The sequence below is a fragment of the Dermacoccus sp. NHGro5 genome, from assembly GCF_017565385.1.
In the GTDB taxonomy this organism is placed as follows: Bacteria; Actinomycetota; Actinomycetes; order Actinomycetales; family Dermatophilaceae; genus Dermacoccus; species Dermacoccus nishinomiyaensis.
This window is the reverse complement of the sequence record NZ_JAGEKQ010000014.1, coordinates 36,060-51,184: the sequence shown is the minus strand read 5'-3', so window position 1 is coordinate 51,184 and position 15,125 is coordinate 36,060. Positions and strand designations below refer to the sequence as shown.

Annotated in this window: 13 protein-coding genes and 3 tRNA genes; 8 read left to right on the top strand and 8 right to left on the bottom strand. The window is 69.6% G+C overall.

Annotated features, from left to right (window positions below; genetic code table 11):
• The first annotated feature begins 79 nt into the window (after positions 1-79).
• Positions 80-1,387 (top strand): aspartate aminotransferase family protein, encoded by a 1,308-nt coding sequence (locus J4Z35_RS07295; protein WP_144694210.1) that lies wholly within the window; start codon positions 80-82, stop codon positions 1,385-1,387.
• A 189-nt stretch (positions 1,388-1,576) separates the two neighbouring features.
• On the opposite strand, the gene J4Z35_RS07290 is transcribed toward J4Z35_RS07295, so the two are convergent.
• The 4 genes from J4Z35_RS07290 to J4Z35_RS07275 form a co-directional block, all read right to left on the bottom strand.
• Positions 1,577-1,649, bottom strand: a tRNA-Phe gene (locus J4Z35_RS07290).
• 13 nt (positions 1,650-1,662) lie between these two features.
• Positions 1,663-1,739: transfer RNA gene (locus J4Z35_RS07285), tRNA-Asp, on the bottom strand.
• A 22-nt stretch (positions 1,740-1,761) separates the two neighbouring features.
• Positions 1,762-1,837: transfer RNA gene (locus J4Z35_RS07280), tRNA-Glu, on the bottom strand.
• A 167-nt stretch (positions 1,838-2,004) separates the two neighbouring features.
• Positions 2,005-3,051, bottom strand: a complete 1,047-nt coding sequence (locus J4Z35_RS07275; protein ID WP_062258224.1) for a PHP domain-containing protein — start codon at positions 3,049-3,051, stop codon at positions 2,005-2,007.
• A gap of 215 nt (positions 3,052-3,266) precedes the next feature.
• On the opposite strand from J4Z35_RS07275, the gene J4Z35_RS07270 reads away from it, so the two are divergent.
• Positions 3,267-4,139, top strand: coding sequence for a siderophore-interacting protein (locus J4Z35_RS07270; RefSeq protein WP_347813540.1), 873 nt, complete (start codon positions 3,267-3,269; stop codon positions 4,137-4,139).
• 220 nt (positions 4,140-4,359) lie between these two features.
• Positions 4,360-4,818: a hypothetical protein gene (locus J4Z35_RS07265; RefSeq protein WP_062256351.1), complete on the top strand. Its 459-nt coding sequence runs from the start codon at positions 4,360-4,362 to the stop codon at positions 4,816-4,818.
• On the opposite strand, the gene J4Z35_RS07260 is transcribed toward J4Z35_RS07265, so the two are convergent.
• Both J4Z35_RS07260 and J4Z35_RS07255 read right to left on the bottom strand, forming a co-directional pair.
• The gene (locus J4Z35_RS07260) at positions 4,756-5,382 is read right to left on the bottom strand and encodes a hypothetical protein (RefSeq protein ID WP_062256349.1); all 627 of its coding nucleotides are present in this window, start codon (positions 5,380-5,382) and stop codon (positions 4,756-4,758) included. The two genes, J4Z35_RS07265 and J4Z35_RS07260, sit on opposite strands and share 63 nt — an antisense overlap.
• 58 nt (positions 5,383-5,440) lie before the next feature.
• Complete coding sequence (locus J4Z35_RS07255; RefSeq protein ID WP_144694206.1) at positions 5,441-6,652, bottom strand: MFS transporter; 1,212 nt, start codon at positions 6,650-6,652, stop codon at positions 5,441-5,443.
• Positions 6,653-6,744: 92 nt separating this feature from the next.
• Here J4Z35_RS07255 and J4Z35_RS07250 point away from each other — a divergent pair, with 92 nt between their 5' ends.
• Positions 6,745-8,484 (top strand): ABC transporter ATP-binding protein, encoded by a 1,740-nt coding sequence (locus J4Z35_RS07250; protein ID WP_144694204.1) that lies wholly within the window; start codon positions 6,745-6,747, stop codon positions 8,482-8,484.
• Between the two features lie 110 nt (positions 8,485-8,594).
• Positions 8,595-10,538 (top strand): ABC transporter ATP-binding protein, encoded by a 1,944-nt coding sequence (locus J4Z35_RS07245; protein WP_186318533.1) that lies wholly within the window; start codon positions 8,595-8,597, stop codon positions 10,536-10,538.
• A gap of 92 nt (positions 10,539-10,630) precedes the next feature.
• Here J4Z35_RS07245 and J4Z35_RS07240 read toward each other — a convergent pair whose 3' ends face one another.
• Complete coding sequence (locus J4Z35_RS07240; protein WP_115296997.1) at positions 10,631-11,725, bottom strand: NADH:flavin oxidoreductase/NADH oxidase; 1,095 nt, start codon at positions 11,723-11,725, stop codon at positions 10,631-10,633.
• A gap of 121 nt (positions 11,726-11,846) precedes the next feature.
• Complete coding sequence (locus J4Z35_RS07235) at positions 11,847-12,761, bottom strand: hypothetical protein (protein ID WP_208065464.1); 915 nt, start codon at positions 12,759-12,761, stop codon at positions 11,847-11,849.
• A gap of 122 nt (positions 12,762-12,883) precedes the next feature.
• On the opposite strand from J4Z35_RS07235, the gene J4Z35_RS07230 reads away from it, so the two are divergent.
• The 3 genes from J4Z35_RS07230 (at position 12,884) to J4Z35_RS07220 (ending at position 15,056) form a co-directional block, all read left to right on the top strand.
• Positions 12,884-13,663 carry a CoA transferase subunit A gene (locus tag J4Z35_RS07230; RefSeq protein ID WP_074045673.1) on the top strand — a complete coding sequence of 260 codons (780 nt, stop codon included), beginning with the start codon at positions 12,884-12,886 and terminating at the stop codon, positions 13,661-13,663.
• A 165-nt stretch (positions 13,664-13,828) separates the two neighbouring features.
• On the top strand, positions 13,829-14,473 hold the full coding sequence (locus J4Z35_RS07225; protein WP_208065463.1) for a CoA transferase subunit B: 645 nt from the start codon (positions 13,829-13,831) through the stop codon (positions 14,471-14,473).
• A 223-nt stretch (positions 14,474-14,696) separates the two neighbouring features.
• Positions 14,697-15,056: a hypothetical protein gene (locus J4Z35_RS07220; protein ID WP_062258100.1), complete on the top strand. Its 360-nt coding sequence runs from the start codon at positions 14,697-14,699 to the stop codon at positions 15,054-15,056.
• The last annotated feature ends 69 nt before the right edge of the window (positions 15,057-15,125 follow it).

Here is a 15,125-nt window from a genome sequence, read left to right as displayed (position 1 = left end):
CTTCTGCCGCGCCACGGCGCGTCTCCCGCGCCCTGAGACGGGGTTGGCGCGTGGGCGTGCGAACCCCCAGAGTGGCTCCATGAGTGAACCGAAGACCTTGACCCCCGACGAAACATACGCACTCGACCGGGCCCACGTCTTCCATTCGTGGTCGGCGCAGGCCGCGCTGAAGCCGATGGTCGTGACGAAGACGTCCGGCTCCCGCCTGTGGGACGGCGACGGCAACGAGTACCTCGACTTCACCGGCCAGCTCGTCTACACGAACGTCGGCCACCAGCACCCGCGCGTCGTCGAGGCGATCAAGACGCAGGCCGAGACGCTGTGCACGATCGGGCCGAGCAACGCCAACGACCAGCGTTCGCAGCTGGCGAAGATGATCAGCGACCTGCTGCCCGACACGCTCAACAAGGTGTTCTTCACCAACGGTGGTACCGAGGCGAACGAGCACGCCGTCCGCATGGCGCGCGAGGTGACGGGCCGTCGCAAGCTGCTCGCCGCCTACCGCAGCTACCACGGCGCGACGGCGCAGTCGATCCACCTCACCGGTGAGGCGCGCCGCTTCGCCAACGACAAGGGCGCGAGCGAGGTCGTCCACTTCTTCGGTCCGTTCCTCTACCGCAGCGAGTTCTGGGCGACGAGCGAGGACGAGGAGTGCGAGCGTGCGCTGACGCACCTCGAGCACACCATCACCTCCGAGGGCGCAGACGCGTTCGCCGCTCTCATCCTCGAGCCCGTCATCGGTTCGGCCGGCATCATCCCGCCGCCGCCGGGCTACCTCGAGGGCGTCCGCGAGATCTGCACGAAGTACGGCATCATCTTCATCGCCGACGAGGTCATGGCCGGCTTCGGCCGCACCGGTGCCTGGTTCGCGCACCAGCACGCAAATGTCGTGCCCGACCTCATCACGTTCGCCAAGGGCGTCAACTCGGGGTACGTGCCGCTCGGCGGTGTCGTGCTGAGCGACGAGATCGCCCACCACTTCGACGAGCGCGCCTACCCCGGCGGCCTCACATACTCCGGCCACCCGCTCGCGTGCGCGGCGGGCGTCGCGACGATCGCGGCGATGCAGGACGAGGGCATCGTCGAGAACGCCGCCCGCATCGGTTCCGACGTGCTCGGCCCCGGCCTGCAGGCGCTCGCCGAGAAGCACGACGCGGTCGGCCAGGCGCGTGGCGTCGGGGTGTTCTGGGCGCTCGAACTCGTCAAGGACGCCGCGCGCACGCCCGACGTCGAGCGCGCCGCCGCCGTCGCGGCCGCGTGCAAGAAGAACGGCCTGCTCGTCATCGCCGCCGCGAACCGGCTGCACGTCGTGCCGCCGTGCAACGTCAGCGACGACGACGTCCGTGCGGCCCTGACGATCCTCGACGAGGCGCTCTCCGCGAGCTGACGACGACGCGCCGTCGGTGGGTGATCGACCGGGTGCGACGCTGCCGAACGAGGCAGCTTCGCGCCCGGTGAAACGTCGGGGTGCCGCGGCGCGGAACGCGCCTCGAACCGGGAGGCATCTCGAACCGGGAGGCATGCAGAACACGAGAAAGCCCCCGAGACGAATCTCGGGGGCTTTCTCGGTGGAGCGTGGCCAGAGACGGGGTCGAACCGCCGACCTAGCGATTTTCAGTCGCTCGCTCTACCAACTGAGCTATCTGGCCCTTGGGAAAGGGATGGCGACCCCGACGGGACTCGAACCCGCGACCTCCGCCGTGACAAGGCGGCGCGCTAACCAACTGCGCTACGGGGCCTCGTGAAAGGCCGATCTGTGCGTGGTATCCCCAACGGGATTCGAACCCGTGCCGCTGCCGTGAAAGGGCAGTGTCCTAGGCCGCTAGACGATGGGGACTACACAAATCATTCCCGCGAGCCGCTCACCTTCCGGTGTTTGCCCCGCTGGAACTTGCGTAACTTTAGTACACGTTCGCCGGGCAACGCAAAACGCCCGGAATGACGGGGATTCCGGCGGCATGGCGTGCGGTGCGCTGCCTGGCCCGGACGGCGTCGAGGCGCTTCTCAGGCGATCTCCTTGCGCGCGAACGTACGCACCCGCTCGACGTCCCACGTCGTGATGACGCGCTCGAGCGGCACGCCGAGCTCCTCGATGCGCGCGGCGCCGTACTGGAGGAAGTCGAGCTGGCCGGGCGCGTGCGCGTCGGAGTCGAGGGAGAAGTAGCAGCCGGCGTCGATCGCCTCGCGGATGAGATCGTCGGGCGGGTCGCAGCGTTCGGGGCGCGCGTTGATCTCGACGGCGACGCGGTGCTCGGCGCATGCAGCGAACACGGCCTTGGAATCGAACGTCGACGGTGGGCGGACGCCGCGTTCGCCGTCGACGAGGCGGCCGGTGCAGTGCCCGAGGATCGTCGTGTGGGGGTTCTCGATGGCGCCGAGCATGCGTTTCGTCATGGCAGCCGGGCCCGAACGCAGCTTGGAGTGAACCGACGCGACCCGCACGTCGAGGCGGTCGAGCATGTCGGCGCGCTGGTCGAGGGAGCCGTCCTCCTTGATGTCTACCTCGATACCCTTGAGCAGGACGAACGGGGTGCCCGTCGCCCCGAGGGCCGAGTTCATCGCGTCGATGACGCCGAGCTGCTTCGTCAGCCGCTCGGCACTCAGCCCGTTGGCGACGCGCAGCGAGGGGGAGTGGTCGGTCTGCACGATGTACTCGCGCCCGAGGGAGATCGCTGCCATGACCATCTCGTCGATCGGTGAGCCGCCGTCGCTCCAGTCCGAGTGGGTGTGGCAGTCGCCCTTGACGGCGGCCATGACACGCTGCGCGCCCTCGACGAGGTGCTCGGGGCTCGATTCCTCCAGCTGGTCGAGGTAGCTCGGGACGCGGCCGTCGAGTGCCTCGGTGATGACGGCGAGCGTCGTCTTGCCGATGCCGGAGACGTCCGCGAGGGAGCCGTCGGCGGCCTTCGCGCGCAACGTCTCCTCGTCGAGCGCGGCAATCGCGCGCGAGGCGCCACGGAACGCCTTGACGCGGTATGTACCCGCACGGCGACGTTCGAGCAGGAAGGCGATGCGGTCGAGCGCTTCGCGAGGCGTGGGAGCACCGGTCATGTGGTCACTGTACGAACATCGCCCGGACTTGCCCAGGGCCTCCGCCTTGCCCGAGGACACTGATTTGCCCAGAGGTTAGGTGAGCCTTAGTTTGGGGTTGGCTCCACTGCGTGGCCTCGGTGTCGTTCCTTCGTGGGTGCCACTGGAAATGGCCGATCAGGATCGCAGCGAGGTGCCCCTGCGGCGCCGAGGAGCCCCGACGAGACGAGGACATCGTGACGAACACCGAAGCAGCGCCGGCCCGCCCGCGTCGAACGCCCACCCACGTGAGAGTCGAGCAGACCGAGCGGCTGACCCGCGACCTCGTGCGCGTCCACTTCAGCGGGGACGGGCTGCGCGCCCTCGAGCCGAAACCCGTGACGGACGCCTACGTCAAGCTCATCTTCCCGCCGCGCGGGGCCGACTACGCAGCGCCGTTCGACCCCGAACAGATCCGCGCCGAGCGGCCTCGTGAGGAATGGCCGGTGACGCGGACCTACACGATCCGGGCGATCGACCACGCGGCCGGAACGATGGCGATCGACTTCGTCGTGCACGGTGACGCCGGCCTCGCGGGGCCCTGGGCGGCTGCGGCGCGAGCGGGCGACGTCATCGGCTTCCTCGGCCCCGGCGGCGCGTGGGCGCCCGAGTCGGAGGCCGCTCATCACCTCTTCGTCGGCGACGAATCGGCCTACCCCGCGATCGCCGCGGCGCTCGATGCGCTGCCGCAGGACGCCGCGTGCACCGTCGTGCTCGAGGTGGCCGACGCGAGCGTGCACCCTCCGGTGCGCGCACTGGCGCACATGAACCTCGTCTGGGTGCACCGGGACGAGACGCGCAGCCACGGCGGCGGGCTCGTCGACGTCGTCGCCGCAGCCGACGTGCCGGGTCTGCGCGACGGTGATGCCCCCGACGGGCTGCGCGTGTTCGTGCACGGCAACGCCGAGATGATCAAGGAGATGCGCCGGTTGCTCATCGTCGAGAAGAGCGTCGCTCGTGCGCACGCGTCGATCTCCGGATACTGGCGCCCCGGCCATGACGAGGACGCGTGGCAGTCGAGCAAGCGCGAGTTCGTGCAGCAGATGGAGCAGGAACAAGACCGCGCCTGACCCCCGCGCCTCGCCCCCTGTGCCCATCCGCGATTCTCGTCCCCAACGGCGAACGGCGTCCCCATCGGCGATTTTCGTCCGCATTCGTCGAGGTCACGCTGATGGCCGGGCGCTCGCCCCCGCGTCACTGATCGCCTCGGCGCGATCGACGCCGAGGTCCGCGACGACAACGACGTCGAACGCGGCGCGCGGTCGCGGCGAAACGCGAGACAATGCCGCGGTGAAGTCCTGGTTGCTCCTGCTGCTCGTCGTCGCTGCTGCGGCCCTCGTCCTGCTGACGCGTCGTTCGGTGCGGACGTCCGTCGTCACGTGGATGGCGGCGCGGCTCGGCCCCGACGCGCGCAGCGGCCGGCGGGCCGCGCTGCTGTGGCACGGTTCGGCGTTCCTCGCCGCCGTCGCAACACTGACGGGCGCCTGGTTCGGTGTGCGCGCCGGGGGAGCGGCGCGCTGGGTCGGGGATGCGGCGGCGATCGCGGTCGTCCTCGGCTACCTGCCGTTCACGTCGCTGGGCGCGCCGAAGACGACCCGGTGGCAGAAGAGCTTCGGGCAGCATCTCGCCGAAGCGGGGGCTGCCCGAAGTGCCGCGACGGCCTGTGCCGACGTCGCGCGTGTGTTCTCAGTGGTCGGTGTGCTCGTCGCTCTCGCTGCGCTCGTCGTCGTCGCCGGCCGCGGGGCGTGAGGTGTTCGCGGATTCGATCTGACCGGCCGGCGCAGACGACTTCTGCTTCGTGCCGAGCGGGTCGCTGAGCGTCGACTCGAGCGTCTCCTTCGGCAGCGCCTTCTCCTGCAGACGGGCCGTGGACGCCTGGATCTGCTTCGTCACGTACGGCCCGACGAGGCTGATCGCCGCAGCTCCGACAGCCATCCACAGACGCGGGTGACGCACGCCGCGCTTGAGCAGCATCTTCTCGACGTTCTTGTCGATGCGCAGCGCGAGCCCGGACGTCACGAGGCCCATGCCGGCCGTCGCGGCGGCGGCCAGGTCGCTCATCGACGACGATGTGGCGCGCCCGTCGACGACGTTGATCGCCTTGTTCGAGTCGGCCAGGCGGGAACTCGCGGGACGGCGCTCGCCCGCCATCGCCATGCCGACGCTCGTCAGCGTCGACGACATCGCGACGCCGCGTCGCACCCAGCGCGGGAAGCGCGCGGGACGCACCAGCGTCGTGGCGGCCGCCGTCGCGGCGGAGATGGCGGCCTGCGCGGCCGGGGAGTCGAGAGCGGGAAGCGTGAAACGAGGCATGACCTCAGCCTAGCGAGAGGCGCTGACGCGGCACCACCACGTCGGCGACGTCGGCTGGTCACACCTGCGCAGCGCGCGCTTGCGCGCGCCGCAACAAACCGCGCGCCGCGACGGCGAGGCCGAGGGCGACGCTCGTCGCCGTGAGCGTGACGGCGAACGCGGCCGTCGCGCCGTGGGCGTCGACGAGGCGTCCGGCGATGCCCGCTCCGCTGGCGTAGCCGAGGCCTGTCGCGCCGGCGAGGAACGTCATGGCCGTCGCGAGGCGCCCGCGATCGGTGATGAGTTCGCCGAGCGTGAACGTCGTGATCATGTACGGCGCGATCGCGAAGCCGAGGATGACGAGCTCACCTGCGAGCCCCCACAGCCCGTCGACGGCGAGCAACGGCAGCGACAGCACCCACATGGCCGTCGCGAAGAGGAGCAGCCGGCGCGCGTGATCCGGGGTGCGGCGCACGCGGCCCAACGCGAGGCCGGCGCTGACGGAACCGATGCCGAGCAGCGCGTGGAACAACCCGGCGCTCTCGGCGTGGCCGGCGGCGCGCGTCATCATCGTCGTACCGGTCTGGATCGAGCCGAACAGGTTGCCGATGAGGAACTGCGCGACGAACAGGACGGTGAACGCGGCGCTCCACACCGGTATGCGCGACGAGCCCGTCGGGGCCGGCGTGACCAGTGAGGCGCTGGGGTGACGTGCGAACTGCAGACCGAACCACAGCAGCAGCGCCGCGGCGGCGAGCAGCGGCGCCCACGTCCCGAACAAGGCCGCGAACGCGCCGACGAGCATCGGGCCGACGACGAACGACGCCTCGTCCGCGGCTCCCTCGTAGGAGAATGCGGTCGTGACGAGCCGCCCATCGGCGCCGTGCGATCCGATGATAGGACGCCAGCGCACGCGGGCGAGCTGACCGATCTGCGGCAGCGCGAACCCGGCGAGCGCCGCGACGATGGCCGTCAGCCACCAGGGCGTATCGAAGTAGCGGGTGGCGACGACACCGACGAGGCCCGCCGCGCCGCCGAGGCACTGCACGAGAAGGATGCGCGTCTGGCCGAGCCGGTCGGTGAGGGAACCGAACCAGGGCGAACCGATGGCGTTGCACACCGCCAGCGCTCCCGCGCAGATGCCGGCGTAGGTGTAGGAGTCGGTCGTCGTCGCGACGAGCAGCAGCGTGCCGAGTTGCGACATGGCCAGTGGCAGGCGCGCGATGAACGCGACGACGACGTACCAACGGCCCGTGAGCCCGAACAACCCTGAATACCCGACGTGACTCACCCGCCCATGCTACCGGCGCCGTGAGGGCGCCGAAACCGCCGACAACCGCGACCTGACGGGGTTGTCGGTCCTGGCGCACCTAGGCTGAGCACGTGCTCGTCTCACTCGTGCGTCAGTCGCTGGCGCCCCATGGTCGGTTGCTGCTCGGGCTCGTCGCCGCGCAACTCGTCAGCGTCGCCGCGTCGCTGTATCTGCCGAACCTCAACGCCGACATCGTCGACCACGGCGTCGTACGCGCCGACACCGGTTACATCTGGCGCACCGGCGGCTGGATGCTGCTCGTCAGCCTCGTCCAGGTGTGCGCCGCGATCTGCGCGGCCTGGTTCTCGGCCCGCATCGCGATGAACGCCGGACGCGACATGCGGGCCCGCGTCTTCGGCGCCGTCCAGCGCTTCAGCTCGCGCGAGGTCGCCGAGTTCGGCGCGCCGTCGCTCATCACGCGCTCGACGAACGACGTGCAGCAGGTGCAGATGCTCGTTCTCATGGGCGCCAACCTCATGGTGACGGCGCCGATCATGATGGTGGGCGGCGTCATGATGGCGCTGCATCAGGACGTCGGGTTGTCGTGGCTCATGGTCGTCGCCGTGCCGGTGCTGGCCGTCGCGATCGGCCTCATCGTCTCGCGCATGGTGCCCGGGTTCCGCACGGTTCAGGAGCGGCTCGACGGCGTCAACCGGGTCATGCGCGAGCACCTGTCGGGCATCCGCGTCGTGCGTGCGTTCGTCCGGGAACCGCACGAGTTGCAGCGTTTCGGCGCCGCCAACTCGGCGCTCGCGAACGCGCAGATCCGCGTCGGCAACCTCATGGCCTTCATGTTCCCGACGGTGTTCCTCGTCATGAACCTCTCGACGGTCGCCATCTGGTGGTTCGGCGGCCACCGCGTCGGTGACGGCGACCTGCAGATCGGCGCGCTGTCGGCGTACATGAGCTATCTCATGCAGATCCTCATGGCCATCATGATGGCCACGTTCATGCTCGTCATGATCCCGCGCGCCGCAGTGGCTGCCGAGCGCATCACGGCGGTACTGGACACGCGCTCGAGCGTGGTCGAGCCTCCGTCACCGATCCTGCCCGACGGTGGGGTGCGCGGCGTCGTCGAACTCGAGCACGCCGAGATGCGCTATCCGGGCGCCGACGAACCTGTCGTGCGCGACCTGTCGTTCACCGCCCGCCCCGGCCAACGCGTCGCGCTCATCGGCTCGACCGGTTCGGGCAAGTCGACGGTGCTCGGCCTCGTCGCGCGACTGTTCGACGTGTCGGCCGGCGCGGTGCGCATCGACGGCGTCGACGTGCGCGAACTCGACCCGCAGGCGCTGTGGGGCAGCATCGGCCTCGTCCCGCAGCACGCCTATCTGTTCTCCGGCACCGTCGCGTCGAACCTTCGCTACGGCAAACCCGACGCCACCGACGACGAGCTGTGGTCCGCGCTCGAGACGGCACAGGCGCGTGACTTCGTCGAGAGAATGGACGGCGGCCTCGACGCCGTCATCGAGCAGGGCGGTAGCAACGTCTCCGGTGGCCAACGGCAGCGATTGTGCATCGCTCGGGCGCTCGTCGCGAAGCCCCGCATCTACCTGTTCGACGACTCGTTCAGCGCACTCGACCTCGCGACCGACAGGCGGCTGCGTGCCGCGCTCGCGCCGCAGGTGAAGGACGCGACGGTGCTCATCGTCGCCCAGCGCGTCTCGACGATCACCGACGCCGACCTCATCATCGTCCTCGAGGACGGCGCGGCCGTCGGCATGGGCACGCACGAGGAACTGCTCGCCACGTGCGCGCCGTACCGCGAGGTGGTCGATTCGCAGCTCGGACGTCAGGAGGGAGCGGCGTGAGCCGCCGTCAGCCGTCGGGGCCCGCCGCATCGGCCGCATCGCCCGGCTCGGTCACTCGCCCGCCGGGCCCGCCGGCCGGAGGGCCGCGTCGCGGGGGTCATGGCGCGGCGATGGCGCCCGCGGAGAAGTCGCTGAACTTCGGCGGATCCGCGCGCCGCCTCATCGGGCTGCTGAAACCGCATCGGCTGCGCGTCATCGCGGTACTGGCGCTCAGCGTCACGGCCGTCGTCATGAACGTCGTCGCGCCGAAGGTGCTCGGCAAGGCCGTCGACGCAGTGTTCGCGGGCTCGGTGAGCATGCATCTGCCCCTGGGCTCGACGAAGGCACAGGCCGTGGCGGCGCTGCGCGCGTCGGGGCAGTCGAAGATGGCCGACATGGTCGCGGCGATGGACCTCGTACCGGGCGCGGGCATCGACTTCGACCGTGTCGCGACGATCCTGCTCACCGTCGTCGCGCTCTACGTCGTCGCATCGCTGCTGCAGGTCGTGCAGGCGCGTCTGCTCAACACCGTCGTACAACGGACGGTGGAGAAACTGCGCGCCGACGTCGACGCCAAGCTGCAGCGCGTGCCGCTGTCCTATGTCGACTCGCGCCCGCGCGGCGAGCTGCTCTCGCGCGTGACGAACGACATAGACAACGTCGGGCAGTCGATGCAGCAGTCGGCGGGGCAGCTGCTCGTGTCGATCTGCACGGTGCTCGGCGTCGTCGTCATGATGCTGACGGTCTCGTGGCAGCTGACGATCGTCGCACTGCTGACCATTCCCCTCGTCATGCTCGTCGCCGGGCAGATCATGAAGCGTTCGCAGGGGCAGTACGTGGCCCAGTGGGCGCACACGGGCACGCTCAACGGGCAGATCGAGGAGGCGTTCACGGCGCACGAGCTCGTCAAGGTCTTCGGGCGCGGGCCGCAGGTGGAGGCGGCGTTCGCGTCGACGAACGCCTCCTTGACGGAGGTCTCGCGCCGCGCGCAGTTCCTGTCGGGGCTGATGATGCCGATCATGATGTTCGTCGGCAACCTGCAGTACGTCGCGATCTGCGTCATCGGCGGCGTGCGCGTCGCGTCGGGGCAGATGACGCTCGGTGACGTCACCGCGTTCATCCAGTACTCGCGCCAGTTCACGCAGCCCGTCACGCAGATCGCGTCGATGATCAACCTGCTGCAGTCCGGCGTCGCGAGCGCCGAGCGCGTGTTCGAGGTGCTCGACGCGCCGGAGGAGTCGCGCGACGCCCGCGGGCGCGGTGCCGGCGAGAACGCGCACCTGCCGACGCCGCTGCGCGGAGAGGTCGTCTTCGATGACGTGCGCTTCGGTTACGACCCTGACGCGTCGCTCATCACGAGCCTCGACCTGCGGATCGAGCCCGGCCAGACGGTCGCCATCGTCGGGCCGACGGGTGCGGGCAAGACGACGCTCGTCAACCTCGTCATGCGCTTCTACGACGTCGATGCGGGTCGCATCCTCGTCGACGGGGTCGACGTGCGTGACGTGCCACGCGAGGAGTTGCGCTGCCACTTCGGGATGGTGCTGCAGGACAGTTGGCTGTTCCGCGGCACGATCGCCGACAACCTGCGCTACGGGCGGCTCGACGCGAGCGACGACGAACTGCTCGAAGCCGCTCGCGCGACGTTCGTCGACCGGTTCGTGCACTCACTGCCCGACGGCTATGACACGATCATCGACGACGAGGGCGGCTCCATCTCGACGGGTGAGCGTCAGCTCATCACCATCGCGCGCGCCTTCCTCGCGCGGCCCGACATCCTCATCCTCGACGAGGCGACGTCATCGGTCGACACGCGCACGGAGGCGACGCTCCAGCAGGCAATGGCGGCGCTGCGTCAGGATCGCACGAGCTTCGTCATCGCCCACCGACTGTCGACGATCCGTGACGCCGACATCATTCTCGTCATGGAGAACGGCGGCATCGTCGAACAGGGCTCGCACGACGATCTGCTCGCCGCGCGCGGCGCCTACTGGCGGTTGTACGAGGCACAGTTCGCCGGGGCGGCGCAGACCGACACGGACGAGGGGAAGGCAGCGGACGTACGACCGGCCTGACGGGAGCCGGATGATTCCGGCGTCGTCGTCCGCATTCTTCGGCCGGGAAGACCGCCCCGACGTTCTCGAGGGCCGGGGCGGTCGACGGCATCTCAGCCCCGGGCGTGCTCCCACGCGCCGCGCGTGTACTGCGCCGGATACGGCGTCTCGCGCCATGTCAGACCCAGTTCGGCGGCGGCGCGCAGCGGCCAATACGGCTCGCGCAGGCCTGCTCGTCCGATGAGGACGACGTCGGCGTCGCCCTCGGTGAGGATCGCCTCGGCCTGCGCGGGCTCCGTGATGAGTCCCACGGCTCCGGTCGCAATATCGGCCCCGCGCCGGATCTCGGACGCGAAACGCACCTGGTAGTTGGGCCCTACGGGGATGTCGGCGGGCACGTTGCCGCCGGTGCTCGTGTCGACGAGGTCGACGCCGACGGACTTCAGCTCGCGAGCGAGGCGGACGGTCTCGTCGATGTTCCAGCCCGTCTCGGCCCAATCGGTGGCCGAGACCCGCACGAAGAGCGGCTTCGCCTCCGGCCAGGCCCCGCGCACCTCGGTCGCGATGCGTAGCAGCAGACGGGCGCGGTTCTCGAAGGAGCCGCCGTACTCGTCGTCACGGCGGTTGGAGGCAGGGGAGAGGAACTCGTGCAGCAGGTAGCCGTGCGCTGCGTGGAGCTCGACGACGTCGAAACCGGCCTCGTCCGCGCGTCGGGCGGCGTCGACGAAGGCGTCCACGACGTCGTCGATGTCGGCGAGCGTCATGGCGCGGGGCGTTGCGTAACCGTCGAAGGCGACCGCGGACGGGCCGAGAGCCTCCCAACCGCCTGCGTCGACGGGCACGCTGCCGGAGGGCTCACCCGCGAAGGGGCGGTAGGTCGAGGCCTTGCGTCCGGCGTGCGCGAGCTGGACTCCGATCTTCGCGCCGTTCGCGTGGACGGCGTCGACGACGCGGCGCCATGCGGCCACCTGGTCGTGGTTCCACAGGCCGGCGTCCTGGGGGCTGATGCGCCCCTCGGGCGCGACGGCGGTGGCCTCCGTCAGCACGAGCCCGAAACCACCGACGGCGCGCGTCGCGTAGTGGACGAAGTGCCACGCGGTCGGGATACCGTCGCACGCCTCGCAGCTGTACTGACACATCGGCGTGAGCCAGATGCGGTTGCGGAACTCGACGTCGCGCAGGGTGAGGGGTTCGAACAGCTGGGGCATGCGGGGGCCTTTCGTCAGGATCGGGCGCGGCCACGGACCGCGCCTCGTGGGGCCCATGCGACAACGGTGGTTAGGGACGCGATATTTCCTCGGCCCGTTGTTCTGGCCGCGAACCGCTCCGTCAGAACGCCGCCGATGCCTCGCCGCGCTTGACGTCGGCGCGCCATCGCGTGAGGAACGCGGCGCCGGCGGCGTCGTTCGTCAGCGCCGGATCGGGCGTGACCTCGACGGGGTAGGTGCGCTCGAGCAGGCCGTCGGCGGGGCGAACGTCGCCGTGGCGCACGACGAATCCACGCTCGTGCAGACGATCAGCCATCGCGTAGTCGCTGCGAGAATCGCCGAGGGTGCGCCACTCGCGCGGGGTGATGCCGCGCGCGGCGAGCAGTTCGATCGCCTTGTCGGCACCGACGTTCTTGCCGACCCCGACGTGCTCGATGTCGGTCGAGATGATCGTCGGATCGATGCGGACGGCGATGTCTTCACTGCCGTTGAGCGCTTCTCGCTCACCCCAGACGACGCCGATCTCCTGCTCGGCGAGGTAATCCCAAACCCGCTGATCGAACGCGTGCTGACGTTCGCGGTAGACGTCGAGGTCGATGCCATGGTGCGCCTCGAGGCTCACCATGGCCTTCTTCGTGTCGTCGAAGAACATGGCGTCGTCGAAATCGGGGGCGATACTGCGGCAGTACTCGACGAGCCCCGTCGGAACGCGCAGGGCGTCGTCGACGCGCAGGTCGACGCCCGCGTTGCGCAGGTGCGCGCGCGTCGGGGTGAACCACGTCGCGCCCTTCTCACAGACGGCGATGACGGGCGCGTCGTCGGGTAGTCCGGCGTCGAGCAGGGCGGGCATGACGGTGGCTGCGACGAAGTCGTCGGAGCGCCCCGTGTTGAACACGATGGGGACGCCCGCCCGCGCCATCGCGACGAGATCCGTGGCGATCGACGGGATCGCGACGGTGCGCGTCACCGGGCTCGCGATGGGTCCGTCGACGTCGAGGAGGAGGCCGTACAGGGGTTCGCGCAGCTGGCTCGTCATGCTCGAAGTGTCGTCGCGCGCGGGGCCGGTCGCAAGCCGCACCCCCACGCCTCGGTTAAGGATGATTAACTGAAGTCGGCATGGTGTGAGGTGCATCTCACGAAGCGCGATCTGGAGGGTTCATGGACAAGGTGGTGGCCTCGGCTGCGGAAGCGGTCGCCGACATCGGTGACGGTTCGTCGCTCGCCGTCGGAGGGTTCGGGCTGTGCGGCATCCCGAGCGTCCTCATCGCGGCGCTGCACGAGCACGGCGCGAAGGATCTTGACGTCGTCTCCAACAACTGTGGGGTCGACGACTGGGGTCTCGGCGTGCTGCTGCGCGACGGGCGCCTGCGCACCGTCATCGCGTCGTACGTGGGCGAGAACAAGGAATTCGCGCGCCAGTACCTCGAGGGCGAGCTGGAGGTGCACCTGACGCCGCAGGGCACCCTCGCGGAGAAGTTGCGCGCCGGTGGCGCAGGCATCCCCGCGTTCTACACGGCGACGGGTGTGGGTACGCAGGTCGCCGACGGCGGCATGCCGTGGAAGTACGCGGCCGACGGCTCGGTAGAGAAGGCCTCACCGGCGAAGGAGACGCGCGTCTACGGTGACGGCGACGACGCGAAGCCGTACGTGCTCGAGGAGGCCATCACGACGGACTTCGCACTCGTGCGTGCGGCGAAGGGTGATCGTCACGGCAACCTGGTGTTCAACCTGTCGGCGCGCAACTTCAACCCGCTGTGTGCGATGGCGGGCCGCGTCGTCGTCGCGGAGGTGGAGCAGCTCGTCGAGCCGGGCGACATCCACCCCGACGACGTCCACCTGCCCGGCATCTACGTGCAGCGAGTCGTGGAATTGACGTCCGAACAGGCTGACGACAAGCGGATCGAGAAGCGCACGACCCGCGAGACGGAGGGCGACTGAGATGGATGGGCGACTGTTCGGGGGACGTGCGTTCGACCGAGAGTGCGAGAAGCGCACGACCCGCGAGACGGAGGGGGACTGAGATGGATGGGCGACTGTTCGGGGGGCGTGCGTTCGACCGAGAGTGCGAGAAGCGCACGACCCGCGAGACGGAGGGTGACTGACATGGCCTGGACGCGAGAGCAGATGGCGGCGCGTGCTGCGGCGGAGCTGCAGGACGGCGATTACGTCAACCTGGGCATCGGGTTGCCGACGCTCGTGCCGAACTACGTGGCGGACGACGTCGAACTCGTCCTGCAGTCGGAGAACGGGCTGCTGGGGGTGGGCGCGTATCCGAGCGAGGGCGCCGTCGATCCCGACCTCATCAATGCGGGCAAGGAGACGGTGACGCTGCGGCGCGGGGCGTCGACGTTCGACTCGGCCATGTCGTTCGGCATGATCCGGGGCGGCAAGGTCGATGCGGCCATCCTCGGTGCCATGCAGGTGTCGGCGGACGGTGACATCGCGAACTGGATGATCCCGGGCAAGATGGTCAAGGGCATGGGTGGCGCGATGGATCTCGTGCATGGCGCGAAGAAGGTCATCGTCCTCATGGAGCACTGCGCGAAGGACGGATCGCCCAAGATCCTGCCCGCGTGCACCCTGCCGATCACGGGGCTCGGTGTCGTCGAGCGCATCATAACCGACCTCGCCGTCATCGACGTGACGCCCGATGGTCTCGTCGTCACCGAACTCGCACCGGACGTGACGTTCGCCGAGCTCGAGTCGAAGACGGGCGTGCCGCTGACGGCGGCGGCATCCCTGGGCTGAGGCAGCCATTCGGGCGCCGTGGGTGATCGACGGCGATCCGGGCGCGCGGCGTGAGCTCGGGGCGTCGTCGGAGACCGATGACACCCCGAGCTCCAGCGCGGCCCCGGGACGACGCGGCGATCGATGGCGACCCGGGGGATGCCCAGTGTGACCTCGGGTGGCCCCTGGGGTGTTCCATAGTGCAACAACGCAGTAGCGTGGCAGTGAGGAAAGGTGGTGCGTCATGGGGACGTGGAACTACGTGGTGAACGAGAAGTTCACCGAGGAGTATGGCGAGGGTTCGCTCGGCCGGTTCGCGGACATGCTCGGCGACGTCGCCGGGCGAGTGCGGCCGGGCGATCGTGACGGCGCGATGGAACTGCTCGACGCAGGCTTCGAGCGTCTGGGCATGAACATGCCGAAGCTCACGCGTGACCAGCTCGCCGAGAACCTGACGATGGCGGAGCACAGCACTGTCGTCATCAGCGATGACTCCGGTCGCATCATCGCCGAGCACGCGCTGCCGGGTGCGGTGACCAGCACCGACGAGGAGCGGCGCACGCACGTCGAACCCGAGGACGGCGACCGCCCGGCCTACAGCTGAGCCGCCGCTCGCCCCGTTCGTCGGCACCCGCTCGCAAGGCTCGCCCCGCCCGGTTCGTCGTGACGCGTC

What these genes read in the sequence shown, in the direction of transcription:
- J4Z35_RS07295 (WP_144694210.1), top strand. Translation starts at nt 80, where the DNA reads ATGAGTGAACCGAAGACCTTGACCCCCGACGAAACATACGCACTCGAC.
- J4Z35_RS07275 (WP_062258224.1), bottom strand. Translation starts at nt 3,051, where the DNA reads ATGACCGGTGCTCCCACGCCTCGCGAAGCGCTCGACCGCATCGCCTTC.
- J4Z35_RS07260 (WP_062256349.1), bottom strand. Translation starts at nt 5,382, where the DNA reads ATGCCTCGTTTCACGCTTCCCGCTCTCGACTCCCCGGCCGCGCAGGCC.
- J4Z35_RS07245 (WP_186318533.1), top strand. Translation starts at nt 8,595, where the DNA reads ATGGCGCCCGCGGAGAAGTCGCTGAACTTCGGCGGATCCGCGCGCCGC.
- J4Z35_RS07240 (WP_115296997.1), bottom strand. Translation starts at nt 11,725, where the DNA reads ATGCCCCAGCTGTTCGAACCCCTCACCCTGCGCGACGTCGAGTTCCGC.
- J4Z35_RS07235 (WP_208065464.1), bottom strand. Translation starts at nt 12,761, where the DNA reads ATGACGAGCCAGCTGCGCGAACCCCTGTACGGCCTCCTCCTCGACGTC.
- J4Z35_RS07230 (WP_074045673.1), top strand. Translation starts at nt 12,884, where the DNA reads ATGGACAAGGTGGTGGCCTCGGCTGCGGAAGCGGTCGCCGACATCGGT.
- J4Z35_RS07225 (WP_208065463.1), top strand. Translation starts at nt 13,829, where the DNA reads ATGGCCTGGACGCGAGAGCAGATGGCGGCGCGTGCTGCGGCGGAGCTG.
- J4Z35_RS07220 (WP_062258100.1), top strand. Translation starts at nt 14,697, where the DNA reads ATGGGGACGTGGAACTACGTGGTGAACGAGAAGTTCACCGAGGAGTAT.